At 44.4% G+C, this 18,481-nt stretch carries 22 protein-coding genes; 20 read left to right on the top strand and 2 right to left on the bottom strand.

Going from position 1 to position 18,481, the window contains the following annotated elements; genetic code table 11:
• Positions 1-36: 36 nt before the first annotated feature.
• From BSQ33_RS08815 to BSQ33_RS08775, 9 genes are all read left to right on the top strand, one after another.
• Complete coding sequence (locus BSQ33_RS08815) at positions 37-708, top strand: amino acid ABC transporter permease (protein ID WP_021021428.1); 672 nt, start codon at positions 37-39, stop codon at positions 706-708.
• A complete protein-coding gene (locus tag BSQ33_RS08810) occupies positions 705-1,442 on the top strand; it encodes an amino acid ABC transporter ATP-binding protein (protein WP_021021427.1) in 738 nt (245 codons plus the stop codon). Before BSQ33_RS08815 ends, BSQ33_RS08810 begins: the two co-directional genes overlap by 4 nt.
• A 296-nt stretch (positions 1,443-1,738) precedes the next feature.
• Entirely contained in the window at positions 1,739-1,873 is a 135-nt protein-coding gene (gene rpmH, locus BSQ33_RS08805) for a 50S ribosomal protein L34 (protein WP_005378825.1), read from the top strand.
• A 13-nt stretch (positions 1,874-1,886) separates the two neighbouring features.
• A complete protein-coding gene (gene rnpA, locus BSQ33_RS08800) occupies positions 1,887-2,243 on the top strand; it encodes a ribonuclease P protein component (RefSeq protein WP_021021652.1) in 357 nt (118 codons plus the stop codon).
• Entirely contained in the window at positions 2,210-2,467 is a 258-nt protein-coding gene (gene yidD, locus BSQ33_RS08795) for a membrane protein insertion efficiency factor YidD (protein ID WP_085049914.1), read from the top strand. Before rnpA ends, yidD begins: the two co-directional genes overlap by 34 nt.
• Positions 2,468-2,469: 2 nt before the next feature.
• Positions 2,470-4,104 (top strand): membrane protein insertase YidC, encoded by a 1,635-nt coding sequence (yidC, locus tag BSQ33_RS08790; RefSeq protein ID WP_021021425.1) that lies wholly within the window; start codon positions 2,470-2,472, stop codon positions 4,102-4,104.
• Positions 4,105-4,239: 135 nt separating this feature from the next.
• Positions 4,240-5,601 (top strand): tRNA uridine-5-carboxymethylaminomethyl(34) synthesis GTPase MnmE, encoded by a 1,362-nt coding sequence (gene mnmE, locus BSQ33_RS08785; RefSeq protein ID WP_088133872.1) that lies wholly within the window; start codon positions 4,240-4,242, stop codon positions 5,599-5,601.
• Positions 5,602-5,997: 396 nt separating this feature from the next.
• Positions 5,998-6,564 carry a hypothetical protein gene (locus BSQ33_RS08780; RefSeq protein ID WP_088133871.1) on the top strand — a complete coding sequence of 189 codons (567 nt, stop codon included), beginning with the start codon at positions 5,998-6,000 and terminating at the stop codon, positions 6,562-6,564.
• A 1-nt stretch (position 6,565) separates the two neighbouring features.
• Positions 6,566-7,057: a hypothetical protein gene (locus BSQ33_RS08775; RefSeq protein ID WP_088133870.1), complete on the top strand. Its 492-nt coding sequence runs from the start codon at positions 6,566-6,568 to the stop codon at positions 7,055-7,057.
• 62 nt (positions 7,058-7,119) lie between these two features.
• Here the strand turns inward: BSQ33_RS08775 and tssD are convergent, their stop codons facing one another.
• Entirely contained in the window at positions 7,120-7,569 is a 450-nt protein-coding gene (gene tssD, locus BSQ33_RS08770) for a type VI secretion system tube protein TssD (RefSeq protein ID WP_232471915.1), read from the bottom strand.
• 291 nt (positions 7,570-7,860) lie between these two features.
• Positions 7,861-8,037, bottom strand: a complete 177-nt coding sequence (locus BSQ33_RS21555) for a hypothetical protein (RefSeq protein WP_157721372.1) — start codon at positions 8,035-8,037, stop codon at positions 7,861-7,863.
• Positions 8,038-8,770: 733 nt separating this feature from the next.
• Between BSQ33_RS21555 and mioC the strand changes: the two genes are divergently transcribed.
• From mioC to atpA, 11 genes are all read left to right on the top strand, one after another.
• Positions 8,771-9,211 (top strand): FMN-binding protein MioC, encoded by a 441-nt coding sequence (gene mioC, locus BSQ33_RS08760; RefSeq protein WP_021021413.1) that lies wholly within the window; start codon positions 8,771-8,773, stop codon positions 9,209-9,211.
• Between the two features lie 756 nt (positions 9,212-9,967).
• A complete protein-coding gene (gene mnmG, locus BSQ33_RS08755; RefSeq protein ID WP_088133867.1) occupies positions 9,968-11,863 on the top strand; it encodes a tRNA uridine-5-carboxymethylaminomethyl(34) synthesis enzyme MnmG in 1,896 nt (631 codons plus the stop codon).
• Between the two features lies 1 nt (position 11,864).
• Entirely contained in the window at positions 11,865-12,497 is a 633-nt protein-coding gene (gene rsmG / locus BSQ33_RS08750; RefSeq protein WP_021021411.1) for a 16S rRNA (guanine(527)-N(7))-methyltransferase RsmG, read from the top strand.
• 15 nt (positions 12,498-12,512) lie between these two features.
• The gene (locus tag BSQ33_RS08745; protein WP_021021410.1) at positions 12,513-13,286 is read left to right on the top strand and encodes a ParA family protein; all 774 of its coding nucleotides are present in this window, start codon (positions 12,513-12,515) and stop codon (positions 13,284-13,286) included.
• A 20-nt stretch (positions 13,287-13,306) separates the two neighbouring features.
• Positions 13,307-14,200 (top strand): ParB/RepB/Spo0J family partition protein, encoded by an 894-nt coding sequence (locus BSQ33_RS08740; protein ID WP_021021409.1) that lies wholly within the window; start codon positions 13,307-13,309, stop codon positions 14,198-14,200.
• A gap of 147 nt (positions 14,201-14,347) precedes the next feature.
• Complete coding sequence (locus BSQ33_RS08735; RefSeq protein WP_021021408.1) at positions 14,348-14,716, top strand: ATP synthase subunit I; 369 nt, start codon at positions 14,348-14,350, stop codon at positions 14,714-14,716.
• A 12-nt stretch (positions 14,717-14,728) separates the two neighbouring features.
• The gene (atpB, locus tag BSQ33_RS08730) at positions 14,729-15,511 is read left to right on the top strand and encodes a F0F1 ATP synthase subunit A (protein WP_021021407.1); all 783 of its coding nucleotides are present in this window, start codon (positions 14,729-14,731) and stop codon (positions 15,509-15,511) included.
• Between the two features lie 50 nt (positions 15,512-15,561).
• Positions 15,562-15,804 (top strand): F0F1 ATP synthase subunit C, encoded by a 243-nt coding sequence (gene atpE, locus BSQ33_RS08725; RefSeq protein ID WP_021021406.1) that lies wholly within the window; start codon positions 15,562-15,564, stop codon positions 15,802-15,804.
• A 74-nt stretch (positions 15,805-15,878) separates the two neighbouring features.
• Positions 15,879-16,349: a F0F1 ATP synthase subunit B gene (atpF, locus tag BSQ33_RS08720; protein WP_021021405.1), complete on the top strand. Its 471-nt coding sequence runs from the start codon at positions 15,879-15,881 to the stop codon at positions 16,347-16,349.
• Positions 16,350-16,363: 14 nt separating this feature from the next.
• The gene (gene atpH, locus BSQ33_RS08715; RefSeq protein WP_021021404.1) at positions 16,364-16,897 is read left to right on the top strand and encodes a F0F1 ATP synthase subunit delta; all 534 of its coding nucleotides are present in this window, start codon (positions 16,364-16,366) and stop codon (positions 16,895-16,897) included.
• A gap of 13 nt (positions 16,898-16,910) precedes the next feature.
• Positions 16,911-18,452 (top strand): F0F1 ATP synthase subunit alpha, encoded by a 1,542-nt coding sequence (gene atpA, locus BSQ33_RS08710; protein WP_027694350.1) that lies wholly within the window; start codon positions 16,911-16,913, stop codon positions 18,450-18,452.
• Positions 18,453-18,481: the final 29 nt, after the last annotated feature.

Raw genomic sequence — 18,481 nt, 5'->3', positions numbered from 1 at the left:
TTGCTGATTCCCTGATAAAAAAAGAAGACACACATTATGGGTTTTGATTTTCAATATATGCTGGAGCTGATGCCAATCCTGCTTAAGTATCTCGGCATTACAATAGAGTTAGCCTGTTGGGGCATGATACTTTCCATCATTTTATCGGTCATCATTGCGAATATCCGGGTCTTCCGTATCCCAGTACTCGATCAGATTTGCCAACTTTATATTAGCTATTTTCGGGGCACACCGCTGCTCGTCCAGTTGTTCCTCTTTTATTATGGATTACCACAAGTTTTCCCGATCATGACCGGAATGGATGCTTATAGTGCCGCGATTCTCGGTTTAGCGCTCCATTTTGCGGCTTATATGGCGGAAACCATTCGTGCTGCAATTATTGGCGTGGACAGAAGCCAGATGGAAGCGAGCTTATCTATCGGTATGACAACCACTCAATCGATGCGTCGTATTATCCTGCCACAAGCCACACGGATCGCTTTACCTTCACTGATGAACTATTTCATCGATATGATCAAATCAACCTCACTGGCATTCACGCTCGGGGTTGCTGAAATTATGGCGAAAGCACAAATGGAAGCCTCTTCCAGCTTTCATTATTTTGAAGCTTTCCTCGCCGTCTCTTTCATTTACTGGGGAATCACCATTATCCTGACCCGAGTACAAAGCTGGGCAGAACACAAACTCAATAAGGCGTATATGAGATGATCAAGTTAACCAATATTCATAAACGTTTCGGAGAGAGTGAAGTTCTCAAAGGGATTGATCTTGAAATCAATCAAGGCGAAATCATTGTCATTATCGGATCGAGCGGCACCGGAAAATCAACGCTACTGCGCTGCGTGAATTTTCTGGAGAGTGCCGACCAAGGCTCAATTACCATCGGTGATGTGAGCGTCGATAGTACCAATCCGAATAAAAATGATGTACTGGCACTCAGACGTAAAACCGGATTTGTATTTCAAAACTATGCACTCTTTGCGCACCTGACAGCAAAACAGAACATCGCAGAAGGATTGATCACCGTCCGGGGCTGGAAAAAAGATCAAGCGTATGAGCGTGCTCAGCAAATTCTCAATGACATCGGACTTGGGGATAAAAGCGAACAGTATCCGGCATCACTTTCCGGTGGTCAGCAACAGCGCGTAGGCATTGGCCGGGCAATGGCTCAGGAGCCGGAACTCCTGCTATTCGATGAACCGACATCGGCGCTCGATCCAGAGTGGGTGGGCGAAGTACTGAGCTTAATGAAAAAACTGGCCCGAGTTCATCAAACCATGCTGGTGGTCACCCATGAGATGCAATTTGCCAAAGAAGTCGCGGATCGCGTGATCTTTATGGCTGAAGGCAACATTGTTGAACAAGGATCTCCACAGGATATATTCGATAATCCACAGGATATCCGCTTGAAAAAATTCTTAAATCAAGTCGGGATCGAATAAGGATCCTTGAGATTTTATCCGTACAACGTATAATCGCCCGACTAAATTGAAATGAAGCGCAGTATCGTGCCGATTTGCTTTGATTAGCGGTTAGCAAAACCGAGATAAAAGCAGTTTATAAGCCAGAGATTCAGACGCTTCGTTTCCCCAATTATTGACACCATCGGTGGCAGTGATTACAATTCCGCCTCTTTGTTGCAAGGCGTCGGATTTTACTCTCTTGAAAAAGAGGCAAATAGAGCCCAACGCCGGGTTTAACAAGAACCTAGAAACTACTGATCAGTAAGGTAAAAACAATGAAACGCACTTTTCAACCTACAGTTCTGAAGCGCAAACGTACTCACGGTTTCCGTGCTCGTATGGCAACTAAGAACGGTCGTAAAGTAATTAACGCACGTCGTGCGAAAGGCCGTGCACGCCTGTCAAAATAATATCTGAATTATTTTGAACAAGTACGCTTTTCGTCGGGAGTTACGTTTGTTAACTCCCGAACACTACCGATATGTATTCCAGCAAGCTCGTAGTGCTGGCTCTCCTCATTTTACCATCATTGCCCGTAAAAACGCTTTATCCCATCCAAGACTGGGATTAGCCGTTCCGAAAAAACAGATTAAAACTGCCGTTGGGCGCAATCGTTTTAAACGGCTTGCCCGAGAAAGTTTTCGCCTGAAGCAGCACGAATTACCGCACAAAGACTTTGTCGTGATTGCGAAAAAAAGCGCTCAGGAACTCAGCAATGACGAAATAACAAGGCTGTTTGATAAACTATGGCAACGCCTGTCTCGCCCTTATCGTGGTTAGTCATCGGACTGATTTATCTATACAGATGGTTCATTAGCCCTCTGTTAGGACCACGTTGCCGATTTACACCGACCTGCTCTCGATATGCGATAGAAGCATTGAAAGCTCACGGTTTTGTAAAAGGATGTTGGTTATCAGGCAAACGTCTATTAAAATGCCACCCTCTGAATGAAGGGGGCTATGACCCCGTTCCACCTAACCCAAGACAAGACAGAGATAAATAACGATGGATTCTCAACGTAATATCCTGTTAATCGCTTTGGCGCTGGTTTCTTTCTTACTGTTCCAGAAATGGCAAGTAGCACAGAATCCTGCACCAACTGCGGTTGAGCAGACACAATCAAGTAGTTCAGTTCCTGCTGCTCCTCAAAGCTCAGATTCTGATGAGTTTGAACCCGTATCAACTCAGGATGTTGCAGGAAAGATAGTGACCGTGAAAACGGACGTTCTCACGCTTTCCATCAATACAGTGGGCGGTGACGTCATTTCTGCTGAACTGAATCAATACTCCAAAGAATTGAATTCTGATCAGCCTTTCGCGCTGCTGAAAAAGAACAGTAATTTTCAGTTTATCGCTCAGAGTGGTCTGATTGGCCCGCAAGGCATCGATAAAAGAGACGGTCGCCCGACTTATCAAGTTACCCAAAGTCATTATCAACTGGCAGATGGTCAAGATGAAATTCGCGTCCCATTGTCTTATCAGGCGAACGGCATCACCTACACGAAAACATTTATCCTAAGACGTAACAGCTATGCGATTGATGTTGATTTCAACGTCAATAACCAATCGGGTCAAAATGCGACTGTCGGCATGTATGCGCATCTTCGTCAGACTCTGGAAGCATCCGGTAGTAGCTTTGCCATGTCAACGTACCATGGTGGTGCTTATTCGACAGAAGATACCCGCTACAAAAAATTCAGCTTCAGTGACATGAAAGATCATGCCCTCAATGAAACATTGAATAATGGTCAAGGCTGGGCAGCGATGATCCAGCACTATTTTGCAGCGGCATGGATTCCACGTCAGGCTCCGGATACCAAACTCTTTTCGCGGGTGATGACCAATCGTAATCTTGGTGATATCGGAATTAGAGAGCCAAACCGGACAATCGCAACAGGCGAAAGTACAGACTTCGATGCAACCTTATGGGTTGGCCCGAAATTACAAGACCAAATGGCAGCAACAGCACCAAATTTAGATCTCGTGGTCGATTATGGCTGGTTATGGTTTATCGCCAAACCACTGCATAGCCTGCTTTCCTTTATTCAGGGTATCGTCTCAAACTGGGGTATCGCAATTATCTGTCTGACCTTTATCGTCCGTGGTGTCATGTACCCACTGACCAAAGCTCAGTACACTTCCATGGCAAAAATGCGCATGCTGCAACCGAAGTTGCAAGCCATGCGTGAACGCATTGGCGATGATCGCCAACGCATGAGCCAGGAAATGATGGCGCTATATAAAGAAGAAAAAGTGAACCCACTGGGTGGCTGTTTCCCAATTATTCTGCAAATGCCAATTTTCATCTCGCTCTACTGGGCACTGATGGAATCTGTTGAGCTCCGCCACCAGCCGTTCTTTGGTTGGATCCACGATTTGTCTGCACAAGACCCGTACTACATCCTGCCACTGTTGATGGGTGCAAGTATGTTCATGTTGCAGAAGATGAGCCCGACAACCGTTACCGATCCGATGCAACAGAAGATTATGACATTTATGCCAGTCGCATTTACGGTCTTCTTCCTGTTCTTCCCATCAGGTCTGGTGTTGTACTGGTTGGTATCAAACATCGTAACCCTGATCCAGCAAATGGTGATCTACAAAGCGCTGGAGAAGAAAGGTTTACACTCGAAGAAGTAGAAACCTGAGCAATGTGAAAAGAGGCGGCCAAAGGGTCGCCTTTTTATTAGCGGCTGATTACAATGCCCATCATACTATCCATCATGACAATCCATGATGGATACTGCCTTTTTTGACTGAACAGACAAAATCACTATGACTACAGATACAATCGTTGCACAAGCAACACCGACAGGCCGTGGTGGTGTCGGCATCATTCGTGTATCCGGCCCGAAAGCAACTGAGGTTGCCAAAGCCGTAACGGGGAAAAAACTCCGCGCCCGATATGCAGAATATCTGCCTTTTCAGGATGAAGACGGCACCCAATTGGATCAAGGCATCGCCCTGTTTTTCCCCAACCCGCATTCGTTTACCGGTGAAGACGTTCTTGAGTTACAAGGACACGGTGGCCCCGTCGTGATGGATATGCTGATCCGACGGATTCTGACTCTTCCCGGAGTTCGGGCCGCACGTCCCGGTGAGTTTTCAGAGCGGGCATTTCTCAATGACAAACTGGATTTAGCACAGGCCGAAGCGATTGCTGATTTGATCGATGCCAGTTCCGAACAGGCAGCCAAATCAGCACTGCAATCCCTGCAAGGGCAATTCTCAACCCGCATTCATACCTTGGTTGAGTCACTGATTCATCTGCGGATCTATGTCGAAGCGGCAATCGACTTCCCCGAAGAAGAGATCGACTTTCTGGCTGACGGTAAAGTTGCCGGTGATCTGCAAACAATTATTGATAATCTGGACAAAGTTCGGCGCGAAGCCAGCCAAGGCGCAATCATGCGTGAAGGGATGAAAGTCGTCATCGCCGGTCGGCCGAATGCGGGCAAATCGAGCCTGCTCAATGCACTCTCCGGCAAAGAGTCCGCGATTGTCACCGACATCGCCGGAACCACCCGCGACGTTCTGAGAGAGCACATCCACATTGATGGTATGCCGCTGCACATTATCGATACCGCAGGGCTGCGGGAAGCTTCTGACGAAGTCGAACGCATCGGGATTGAGCGTGCCTGGGATGAAATCAAACAAGCCGATCGCGTTCTGTTTATGGTCGATGGCACCACAACCGATGCCACCGATCCGAAAGAAATCTGGCCGGATTTCGTTGATCGTCTCCCGGACAATATCGGCATGACCGTGATCCGCAATAAAGCCGATCAAACCAATGAAGAAATGGGGATCTGTCACGTCAATGTCCCCACGCTGATCCGGCTCTCGGCCAAAACCGGTGACGGGGTCGAGGCACTGAGAAGCCACCTCAAAGACTGCATGGGATTCACCGGTAGTCAGGAAGGCAGCTTTATGGCCCGCCGCCGCCACTTAGATGCTTTGGACAAAGCCGCCGAACACCTAGCCATTGGCCAACAGCAACTTGAAGGCTACATGGCCGGAGAGATTCTCGCTGAAGAACTGCGCATCACCCAACAGTACCTCAACGAGATCACCGGTGAATTCAGTTCCGATGATTTACTCGGACGAATCTTTTCAAGTTTCTGTATCGGGAAGTAAAGTCGCTTTTTAATCAGAGAAACGAGTGAAACCCTTCAAAACAAATCAAGCCAATTATGGTCATTTTGGAATTTTGTTTATGAATCGGTTTTACTCCCTTTTACATACCTTTGCTTCATACCCAGTCAAAAAGTCCCATTACAAACTATTAAAAACTATCTATTCAATAAAATCAGATCATTCTCCGGCACAATATCTCATCATAAAAAGAAAATGAAACTGAATGTATAATTAACTAAGTGATAAATTTAAAATAATCCCTTTCCAAGTCAGTGGGGCATCTATGGTGTCATCCCTTCAAGCCTGACCTTATAGGTTTTCTCCAAATAAACAACACCACGAAAATCGTATAAAGCAAAAAATCAACAACCACATCATTTTGAGGACAACAACCAAATGAAAAGCGGTCGGTATTGGGTAACATGGGCAAATTCACATGCAAAGAATAGCCAGAGTGTTGAGGATCTTGAAGCTGGATTCAAAGCCAACGCCAAAGCTTTTATCAAAGCATTAACCGATGCTGGTGCAACCGTGAAAGTATCAACGACCAAAAGAAGCGCCAAACGAGCCTATCTGTTTCACTGGTCGTGGAAAATATCACAGGGGAAATGCAAGCCATCAGAAGCTAAAAAAATGTCTGGGGTTGATATTCAATGGGATCATAACGATCTGGCAAAAAGTAAGGCCGGCGCTCTGGAAATGGTCAAAGGGTTTGGGTTAGCCGTTCCTCCCAGAAGTATTTATCCACCTTCACTGACAAGTAATCATATTGCTGGAAAAGCTATCGATATGACCATTACATGGAGTGGTACAATCACGATCAAGAAAAACGATGGTACTGGTGTTAAAGTGACTTATATGAAAAATGTCAATGATAATACGGTATTGCACACTGTTGGAGCATCTTATGGTGTTAAAAAGTTGAAAAGTGACGCACCACACTGGTCATATAATGGAAGATAAAATGAAACAATTATTACGCTTCAGCACTGTTTTGTTACTCACATCCTGCCATGCAATACCAGAAAGCAATCATCACTCTGGTTTTCGTGATATTGGCTGGATGCATGGTAAATGTCTGGCGATCAAAAATTCAAAACTGAAATTACCTGTTGAAGTCACTGTCGTTCATCTGGAAAACAGCAATCAAATAACCCAAGGCCATGTCACCAATAAGGCCACATCGGCTGACAACTGTTATGCGCTCACAGAAGACAGAAAACAAATAAATATCGACAACGGCTATAGTTTTTATCAGGTCAGTTCAGAGAGTGATATTGGCCTGGCAATCGGACTGATTCATATTCCTGAGCCCCAAAAGTATAGCTACCATTACTGTACAACCAGCGAAGGAATTCAATACTCGATGAAACTTCAGGGAAACAGTGTCTGGCAAGGGTATTACTATCTTGGCTATGATTCAGAAGAAACCTGCTCAGCCGAAGCCAATCACTGATCATACCTTCACAAGCCATATATTTTGCATCTGCTCCATAAAAAGAACAGGTGCAAAACGGTTTATTCCAGCCAACCGCCTTGATCCCAGTTATCATACCCCATGGTTCCGCTTACATTATGCCGCCAGATAATTTCTTTATAGCTTAATTCAAGGACTTCATTCATCTCTTCTTTATGATCAATAACAGTATGAGGAAGTTTAAAACTGATCCCTGTAATCACTGCTTTTTTCAATTCAATAGAATAAAATTTTTCGTTATATCCCTGCTCATTGGTTCTGAAGAAGTCAATCACACAATCCAAATATTCTTGTTTAGCAAATGCCGTCGATAGTAGGGGGCTGGATTTATCAATATTTTTGATAATTTGAATCGGATGATGTGTCTTCCCGTGTTGGCCCTGATCTTTAAACATATTTTGTTCACAAGCCAAGATGGTAATTTCATCAGTATGAGTTTCCTGATATTTATTTCCCATTGAATCTTTGGTGTTACAACCACTGGAAATCATCCCTTGCTTCTCACCATTAACCGTCATATATGCTATATGTGCCATCTGCTCATACCCACCATTATGTAAATAATGAAATATGATGACTAACAGGAATGCTGTCTATAACTTCTTTATGAGATTAATTGCAAAATGATTTTGTACCAGAATTTTACACATACAAATCAGTTGATTGTCAATAATCTTTTCTGATGCTGTTTACTTTTGATTTAGCAGCCACAGTAAAATCAGATCTTCATCCTTACATCTAATAAAGGAGAGCTTCGCTCTCCTTTGACTTGCCCACCGATATTAGTCCTCTTGCTGCAACTGCATTTCATCATAGGTAATCAGATTATTGAGATACAACAGCACTTCGCGCAGCTCATGTTGATTGGTCTGAGCATCGGTACACAAGCCAAGCAGATCGATCAGATAACCACGGGCAACCAGCGGCAGATAGAGTGTAAATTGATTCAAATCGGACATATGCTTTTCCTCGAGTTCATGAATAACTTCACCACTGATAGAGGTTCGAATCTCGGGAGGTGGTGAACTGAACGGGTTCGAACTGCCGCACTCAAGGAAACGGCCTGACCGAAGCCAGCCTCATCCAGTCCACCATAATTCAGATATGGTAAGACTGTGTATAGTAAAGTCCGTAAAGACGGACGTCTATACTCCTTAAGCTTGAATGCGGGGTTCGAATCCCGACGCCGGAAATCACCGGCACCCGTGCAGACTAAATGACACCTGCCTTGACCACGAGTCACAGCAACAAAAAATCCGAATTGAATCGAAGCAAACCATTCTTTCATAACTGGTTTGTTACCGAATCTTACGAGTGACTTCACGGTTTTGGCGCCCATGAGGGGCAAGTCAAAGCGACGATATTCGCTCCGATAAGCACATATACAGACAAACGGATCATGATATTGATCGAACAAACCTGGGCAAAGTGATCATTGATTGTTACCCACACCAAACCCACATTAGTATACAAGTGATGATCATGCTCGATGATCACCTTCATACACGGGTTAGTCTCATCCTATCCACACTATATACAGTTTGCTTCTTCCTTTCCCGCTTCGGTTTGATTACTCTTATGCTGACAATTTGTATCTCGACACATGTTTCTGATGAGATTTTGGTGTCAATACGTTTTATCTAAATTAATCAAAGCATTCCATTGGTGAATGCCATTGTGAAGAGGATGAATATGATCCATATCATTACGGGAAGTACGCTGGGCGGCGCTGAATATGTCGGTGATCATCTTGATGAATTACTCCAACAGCAAGGACATGAAACCGAGATTCATAACCAGCCGGATTTAGCGGATATCCCGGCAGAAGGCATCTGGCTGATCATTACATCAACACACGGTGCCGGGGAATATCCTGATAATATTCAGCCGTTTATTCGGGCACTTCAGGATACACCGCCCAGAACAGACCAATTATCATTTGCTGTCATCGCGATTGGCGATTCCAGCTATGACACATTCTGCGCCGCAGGAAAACATGCTTACGAACTGATGCTTGATATCGGGGCGACGCCTCTGACTGACTGTTGTACGATTGATATTATTGAGCATCCAGTTCCGGAAGATGCCGCCGGGGAGTGGCTCACCCAGCATATTGAACAGTTCAATGCATAATTCAGTAGCACATAAAATAAACCATACATAAAGCCAACGGTGTATAAGTAGTTACCCACAGGGTAGTAAAGCTGCCCTGTAAAATGACTCCCAAGCTTGTCCACACAATAAATCACAACCAATTGCGTTAAAATTACTGACAATCCTCTTTATGCTATCGTAATGAACACCATGTCTTAAATTTAAATAACCAATTGATTTTATTCATTTAAATAATCATTTATTCATCGATGGATATGAAACAAGAATATTTCGCCTGGCGTGAAATCCCATTGAGATCTTCCCCCAAAAGGGAGCAGGAGAACCCATATATTCAGATCAACGGCATAAGCAGCACTTTCGGATTGAAACGTTGATCACTCACTCCTTGCCATTTTTAGGTTCAAATCATCTGTGGATAAATACAGAAAGATCCAGTGAAGAAGCTATAGTTATCCCAATAATAACTTAGCACTCCCCGAGGGGTTGTGTATAAGTGCCATTTTTGATCCCAGCTAATCCTCGATCTGATCAATGCTTGATCACAGTAAGTGATCGTCCTAAAGCTGATGATCATGTTGATCATTTTGGCGTTATCCACAAAGATCCGCTTCCTTAATAGTAGATCTAATAAAAAGATCTATATAAAGATCTTATATATTTATAGGGTTCAAGGATCATGTGTAAAAGCACAAAATCAATTTTCTAACGCCGATAAAAAAGGTAGAATGCGGCTCTTTTATTTCTTACACAGATCTGAATATCTGAGGTCGGTTCATGCTTTATCACGAAAATTTTGACGTCATTGTGGTTGGTGGCGGTCACGCTGGAACGGAAGCCGCTCTCTCATCTGCACGCACAGGACAAAAAACATTACTCCTAACACATAATATTGACACGTTAGGACAGATGTCATGCAATCCAGCCATTGGTGGGATCGGGAAGGGTCATCTGGTTAAAGAGGTTGATGCTTTAGGTGGGCTTATGGCTCAAGCGATCGATCATGCAGGTATTCAGTTCAGAACACTGAACGCTTCAAAAGGCCCAGCTGTTCGAGCAACAAGAGCTCAGGCAGATCGAGCGTTATACAAAGCGTATGTACGCCACGCATTAGAAAATACCCCGAATCTGATGTTGTTCCAGCAAGCAGCCGATGATCTGATCGTCGAGCAGGATCGCGTGATCGGCGTTGTAACCCAAATGGGGCTCAAATTCCACGCGAAAGCGGTAGTACTCACTGTCGGAACATTCCTAGGTGGAAAGATCCATATCGGGATGGAAAACTATTCTGGTGGCCGCGCAGGTGATCCACCATCGATCGCACTGGCTCAGCGTTTACGTGAATTACCATTTCGGGTTGATCGTTTAAAAACAGGAACACCACCCCGGATCGATGCCCGTACTGTCGATTTTTCGCAGTTAGCGGTACAGCATGGTGATGATCCAACCCCGATCTTTTCGTTTTTAGGTCGTCGTGATCAGCATCCGCATCAAATTCCTTGCTACATTTCTTATACCAATGAAAAAACTCACGATGTGATCCGCAATAACCTTGACCGTAGCCCGATGTATGCGGGAGTTATTGAAGGTATTGGTCCACGTTACTGCCCGTCAATCGAAGATAAAGTGATGCGGTTTGCTGACAAAAATAGTCATCAGATCTTTATTGAACCGGAAGGCTTAACAACAACCGAATTATATCCAAACGGGATCTCCACCAGCTTGCCGTTTGATGTTCAGGTGCAGATCGTGCGTTCGATGCAAGGTTTTGAAAATGCACATATTGTTCGTCCGGGATATGCCATTGAGTATGATTTCTTTGACCCGCGTGATTTAAAACAGACTTATGAAACTAAATTTATTCAAGGGCTATTTTTTGCCGGGCAGATCAACGGGACAACGGGTTACGAAGAAGCGGCTGCACAAGGTTTGATGGCAGGTTTGAATGCGAGTTTGTATGTTCAAGAGAAAGAAGGCTGGAGTCCGCGTCGTGATCAAGCCTACATGGGCGTACTGATCGATGATCTATCAACACTCGGTACCAGTGAACCTTACCGAATGTTTACCTCACGCGCTGAATATCGTTTGTTACTCCGAGAAGATAATGCTGACTTGCGTTTGACTGAAAAAGGTCGCGAACTTGGTCTGGTTGATGATGAACGTTGGGCTCGTTTCAACCAAAAAATCGAAAATATGGCTCTTGAGCGTCAGCGCTTGAAGGATATCTGGGTCAACCCTGAATCTACGGGGGTTGAATCTCTGAATGAGATGCTCAAAACACCGATTTCCAGAGAAGCCAGCGGCGAAGATTTATTACGTCGCCCAGAAATGACCTATGATTTACTGACAAGCTTACCGCAGTATTCCCCGGCATTAGATGATCATCAGGCCGCTGAGCAGGTTGAAATTCAGGTCAAGTATGAGGGGTATATTCAGCGGCAGAAAGATGAAATCGAAAAATCACTGCGTCATGAAAATACCAAACTACCGATTGATCTCGACTATAGCCTTGTCAAAGGGTTATCGAATGAAGTGGTGCTAAAACTGAATGCGGCAAAACCGGAGACGGTTGGTATCGCATCACGTATTTCGGGGGTTACGCCGGCAGCGATTTCTATTTTGCTGGTGTATCTCAAGAAAAATGGCATGCTTAAGAAGGGAGAGGCGGCATAACATGGGGACGCTGGCAGCACGTCTGACGCAGTTGATTGCACAGACAGATCTCACGGTAAGTGAACATCAGATGACGCTTTTGCTCGGATATGTCGAGCGCTTGGATAAGTGGAATAAAGCTTATAATTTGACGTCGGTTCGTGATCCGGAAGACATGTTGGTGAAACATATCATGGATAGTATCGTTGTAAGTCCTTACTTACCCGGTAATCACTTTATCGATGTCGGAACTGGGCCTGGTTTGCCCGGTATTCCACTTGCGATTATGAACCCTGATAAGTGTTTTACTCTGCTGGATAGTTTAGGAAAACGGATTCGGTTTATTAAACAGGTGATTTATGAATTGAATATTCATAACGTGACACCGGTTCAAAGCCGAGTTGAAGATTTCCAACCAGAAGATAAATTTGATGGTGTGCTCAGCAGAGCATTTGCTTCCATGGTAGATATGGTAAATTGGTGTCATCATCTCCCCAAAGCGGATGGAGGTGTTTTTTTGGCATTGAAAGGACAATTACCGCATGATGAGATAGATTCGCTTCCTGAATGGTGTTTTGTGACGGATATCCAATCTTTAGCCGTTCCTGAACTCGAAGGTGAGCGTCATCTTGTAATCTTATCGCGCAAGGAATAGACAACGAGGCATGCCGTGGGAAAAATAGTAGCAATCGCCAACCAAAAAGGTGGTGTTGGTAAAACAACGACTTGTGTCAATCTTGCCGCCTCGATGGCGGCAACGAAACGTAAGGTATTAGTGATTGATCTTGACCCGCAAGGCAACGCAACAATGGCAAGCGGTATTGATAAGTATCAGATCGATTATACCGCTTACGATTTATTAGTTGAGGAAGTGCCGTTTCAGGAAGTGGTCTGTCAAAAGACAACTGGCCGTTATCATTTGATTGCTGCAAATGGTGATGTGACTGCTGCGGAAATAAAACTGATGGAAGTTTTTGCCCGTGAAGTCCGGCTGAAAAACGTACTCTCTTCGGTTCGTGATAACTATGATTTCATCTTTATTGATTGTCCTCCCTCTCTTAACCTCCTTACAATCAATGCGATGGCTGCTGCGGATTCTGTTTTAGTACCAATGCAATGTGAGTATTTCGCGCTTGAGGGATTAACGGCCCTGATGGATACCATTAGTAAGTTGGCAGCTGTCGTGAATAGTAATCTGAAAATCGAAGGGTTACTGAGAACGATGTACGATCCTCGTAATCGACTCTCCAATGAGGTATCCGATCAATTAAAACAGCACTTTGGTGATAAAGTGTATCGTACCGTTATCCCACGTAATGTTCGTCTTGCCGAAGCGCCAAGTCATGGTAAACCAGCAATGTATTACGATAAATATTCTGTTGGTGCCAAGGCTTACCTTGCATTAGCCGGAGAGATGTTGCGCCGAGATGAAGTCATTGCATAACCAAAAAGGAATCCGCTTACATGTCTAAACGTGGTTTAGGAAAGGGCTTGGATGCGTTGCTTTCGACAAGTTCTATGGCAAGAGAAAAGCAACAAGTGGCGACCCAGAGCCAAACGATGTCATCTGACGGCGAATTGGCAGAAATTTCTATTACCCACCTGAGACCCGGTGTATATCAACCCCGGAAAGATGTCTCTCCTGAAACCTTGGAAGAGCTATCGGCTTCGATTCAGGCGCAGGGAATTATCCAACCAATCGTAGTGCGGCCGATTGATAACGGAAATTATGAAATTATTGCCGGAGAACGGCGGTGGCGAGCTGCCAGACACGCAGGTCTCAAGCAAGTCCCTTGCTTAGTCAAACATGTGGAAGATCGTGCAGCAATTGCCATGGCGCTGATTGAGAATATTCAGCGGGAAGATCTGAACGCAATTGAAGAAGCTCAAGCACTGGAACGGTTACAAGACGAGTTCAAACTGACCCATCAGCAAGTTGCGGATGCGATTGGTAAATCCCGAACGACAGTGACAAATTTATTGCGTCTGAATCAGCTCGATGAGGTTGTTAAATCATTGGTTGCTGAGAAAAAAATAGAAATGGGTCATGCGCGAGCGCTGTTGATGCTAGAGGGTGAGGCTCAGGCTGAGATTGCCAGCCAAGTCGCGAAAAAGCAGTTAACCGTTCGTCAGACTGAGCAACTGGTCAAAAAAACACTGTCACCGAAACCTGAAATACAGAAACCTATTGTAACGAATCAGGCATTGAATTTATCTGATAGATTGAGTGAAATGCTGCAGGCTAAAGTTTCTGTGAACCTTTCTGATAAAGGGCAGGGGAAAATCACCATCAGTGTTGCTGACAGCCAAGCTTTGGAAGAAATATTGCAATCATTGACTGCAAAACTAGAGTCATAATCCATAGAACAGAGATGATTATTTTTGCAATCATTGATTTACATTTTATGGGTTTTTGTGATGTATCTAGAGGAATTGTAGGTCCGACTTTATTGTAAAAGGTAAAGGCGGATGTATAATCGGCCTATAGTTAACGGGTGGTAACTTATGTTAAATAAATGGTTTATTCTGTCATTTTTGTGGCAGTTAGCCTTTTTCATAGTATTAGCTACCATTGTCGGCTATGTGCTGGATGAGAAAAGTGGTCTTTCCGCTTTTCTTGGGGGACTTACGTACATCGTACCTTCACTATTGGCAAATTTATATATGCATAGAAAGTTGAGCCGCGAAGACAATGCGGGTCTGGATGTTGGTCGTGCATATATGGGCAATCTATACAAATTAATGATGACCGCTGGCGTTTTAGTGTTTATTTTTAGGGAAATTGACATAAATGCCGGGGCTCTTATTGTGTTTTATTGTCTGGCTAGTGTGGTGCAGTTCGTAACGTCATTTTTTTCAATCAACCGTGAATAGATAGGATATTCAATGTCTGGTTCAGGTGAAACCACTCTAACCTCTCAAGAATATATCTCTCACCACCTGACCTTTTTAAGTTCAGGCGATGGCTTTTGGAGTCTGAATATAGACTCAATGGTTATCTCTGTCCTTTTGGGGGCTGGCATGCTTTGGCTGTTTTTTCGAGTCGGAAAAAATGCGACAAGTGGTGTACCCGGAAAACTACAATGTTTCATCGAGATGCTCGTTGAATTCGTAGACGGGACTGTCAGAGATGTATTCAGCGGAAAAAGTGCGTTAATTGCTCCATTGGCGATAACCATTTTCGGATGGGTGTTCCTGATGAACTTAATGGACTTGATCCCGGTAGATTTTCTTCCTCATGCAGCAAGCTTAGTTGGAATCCACTATCTTCGTGTCGTTCCTTCTGCCGATGTCAATATTACGCTATCGATGGCGTTAGGTGTCTTTATTTTGATTCTGTACTACAGCTTCAAAATTAAAGGGCCAATCGGGTTTGCAAAAGAGCTAACACTGCAGCCATTCAATCATTGGGCATTCATTCCAATCAATTTGATTTTGGAAGGGGTGACTTTGATTTCGAAGCCGGTATCACTGGGTCTTCGTTTGTTCGGTAACATGTATGCGGGTGAATTGATCTTTATATTGATTGCCGGATTGTTACCATGGTGGTCACAGTGGGTGTTATCAGTGCCTTGGGCTATTTTCCATATACTGATCATCACATTACAAGCATTTATCTTCATGGTATTGACGATAGTTTATCTATCTCAAGCTTCTGAAGATCACTAATTCAACTTAATCAATCAGAAACTCAATTAGTATAAAACTTGGAGTCAATAATGGAAAACTTGAACATGGATCTGCTGTATCTTGCAGCGGCAATCATGATGGGCTTGGCAGCGATTGGTGCAGCAATTGGCATCGGTATGTTGGGTGGTAAGTATCTTGAAGGTGCTGCTCGCCAGCCAGATCTTATTCCACTAATCCGTACTCAGTTCTTTATCGTGATGGGTCTTGTGGACGCGATTCCTATGATCTCTGTCGGTCTAGGTTTGTACGTCATGTTTGCGGTTGCCGGCTAAGTTAGCACAGTAGGTTTGTGTCTATAGAATTGGCTGGTGTTTTTAATTATTTGCAAACATAGAAGGAGTCTGCGGTGAATATAAACGCAACTCTGCTAGGTCAGGCTATTGCCTTCGCTATCTTTGTTTGGTTTTGCATGAAATATGTATGGCCACCATTGATGGCAGCAATTGAAGAACGTCAGAAAAAGATTGCTGACGGTCTATCGGCTGCTGAACGCGCTGAAAAAGACCTCGATCTAGCTAAAGCGAATGCTTCTGAACGTATCAAAGAAGCCAAGCAAGCAGCGGCTGAAGTCATTGAACAGGCGAATAAACGGAAATCACAAATTCTTGATGAAGCGAGAGATGAAGCCCTTGTTGAGCGTAATCATTTGATTGCTCAGGCTGAAGCTGAAATTGAGTCTTTGCGTATTCGTGCCAGAGATGACTTACGTAAACAGGTTGCTACGCTTGCTGTGGCTGGAGCTGAGAAGATTCTTGAGCGTTCTATTGATAAAGATGCGCATAAAGATATTCTCGATAGCATTACTGCGAAACTTTAATTAGGGGGGCGCAAATGTCTGATTTGACAACAATAGCACGCCCCTATGCTAAAGCAGCATTTGACTTTGCGGTAGAAAAGGGGCAACTCAACGAATGGGGTGAGATGCTTACTTTTGCTGCTGAAATCACGAAGAACGAACAGATCCATGAACTACTGAGTAGTTCTATGGCTGCCGGTAAGTTGGCAGACATTTTTGTTGCGATTTGTGGTGAACAGTTTGATGAATACGGTCAGAACCTGATTCGGGTGATGGCTGAAAATGGGCGCTTAAGAGCGCTCCCTGATGTTTGTGAACTGTTTTTTGTGTTGAAAAAAGAGCATGAAAAACAGGTGGAAGTTGAAGTTGTTTCGGCAACGGAGCTTTCCGCAGAACAAAAAGCAGAGATCAGCAGCAAACTGGAGCAGCGCCTCGAGCGCAAAGTTCAGCTGAATTGCAGTATAGATGAGGCCCTACTCGGTGGGGTAATTATTCGAGCCGGAGACTTAATCATCGATAACTCAGTACATGGCCGTTTGAGCCGTCTGAGCGATGTATTACAGTCTTGATGGGGATTGGAGAATGCAACTTAATTCCACGGAAATTAGCGATCTAATTAAACAGCGTATTGAACAATTCAATGTTGTTAGTGAAGCTCGCAATGAAGGTACTATCGTCTCGGTAAGCGATGGTATTATCCGCATCCACGGCCTGAAGGACGTGATGCAAGGTGAAATGATCGAATTACCGGGTGGCCGTTATGCCTTAGCACTCAACCTTGAGCGTGACTCGGTTGGTGCGGTTGTAATGGGCCCGTATGCTGACCTTAAGGAAGGCACTAAAGTTACAGGTACAGGTCGGATTCTTGAAGTACCAGTTGGCCCTGAAATGCTTGGTCGTGTGGTCAACACGCTGGGTGAGCCGATTGATGGTAAAGGTCCAATTGAAGCAAAATTAACTTCTCCTGTAGAAGTGATTGCACCTGGGGTTATCGAGCGTAAGTCGGTTGATCAGCCTGTTCAAACGGGTTACAAATCTGTTGACTCAATGATTCCGATCGGTCGTGGTCAGCGTGAGTTGATTATCGGTGACCGTCAGACTGGTAAAACAGCGATGGCGATTGACTCGATTATCAACCAGAAAGATTCTGGTATTTATTCTATTTATGTTGCGATTGGACAGAAAGCTTCCACGATTGCAAACGTTGTGCGCAAGCTTGAAGAGCATGGCGCATTATCGAATACAGTCGTTGTTGTCGCTTCTGCTTCTGAATCTGCAGCACTGCAATATCTGGCGCCTTATGCTGGATGTGCAATGGGTGAATACTTCCGTGATCGTGGTGAAGATGCACTGATTGTTTATGATGATCTGTCAAAGCAAGCCGTTGCTTATCGTCAGATTTCTCTACTACTGAAGCGCCCACCAGGCCGTGAAGCATTCCCTGGGGATGTATTCTATTTACACTCTCGTTTACTTGAGCGTGCATCACGTGTCAGTGAAGGATATGTAGAAAAATTCACCAATGGTGAAGTGAAAGGTAAAACGGGTTCTTTAACTGCATTGCCTATCATCGAAACTCAAGCTGGTGACGTTTCTGCATTCGTACCGACAAACGTAATCTCGATTACAGATGGTCAGATCTTCCTGCAGACAGAATTGTTTAACGCAGGGGTTCGTCCTGCTGTTGACCCAGGTATCTCGGTATCTCGTGTGGGTGGTTCTGCTCAGACGAAAATTATCAAGAAACTCTCTGGTGGTATTCGTACCGCGCTTGCACAGTATCGTGAGTTGGCTGCGTTTGCTCAGTTCTCTTCTGATCTGGATGATACGACGAAGAAACAGCTGGATCATGGTCAGAAAGTTACTGAACTGATGAAACAGAAGCAATACTCACCAATGTCCGTTTTTGAACAGGCACTGGTTATCTTTGCTGCGGAACGTGGTTATCTTGGAGATATCGAGTTAAATCGACTCCTTGATTTTGAAGCCTCATTACTGTCGTTCGCTCGTAATCAATATGCTGATTTAGCAGCTGAGATCAACAAGACAGGTGCTTATAACGATGACATCGAAGCACAGCTGAAGAAGCTGGTCGATGAGTTTAAAGCAACTCAAACTTGGTAATCAAAGTCGGTGGCTTGATTGCCACCAAC

It is taken from the genome of Vibrio gazogenes, from assembly GCF_002196515.1.
GTDB classification, from domain to species: domain Bacteria; phylum Pseudomonadota; class Gammaproteobacteria; order Enterobacterales; family Vibrionaceae; genus Vibrio; species Vibrio gazogenes_A.
The sequence above is the reverse complement of the archived record's forward strand: the minus strand, read 5'-3'. Positions and strand labels throughout refer to the sequence as shown.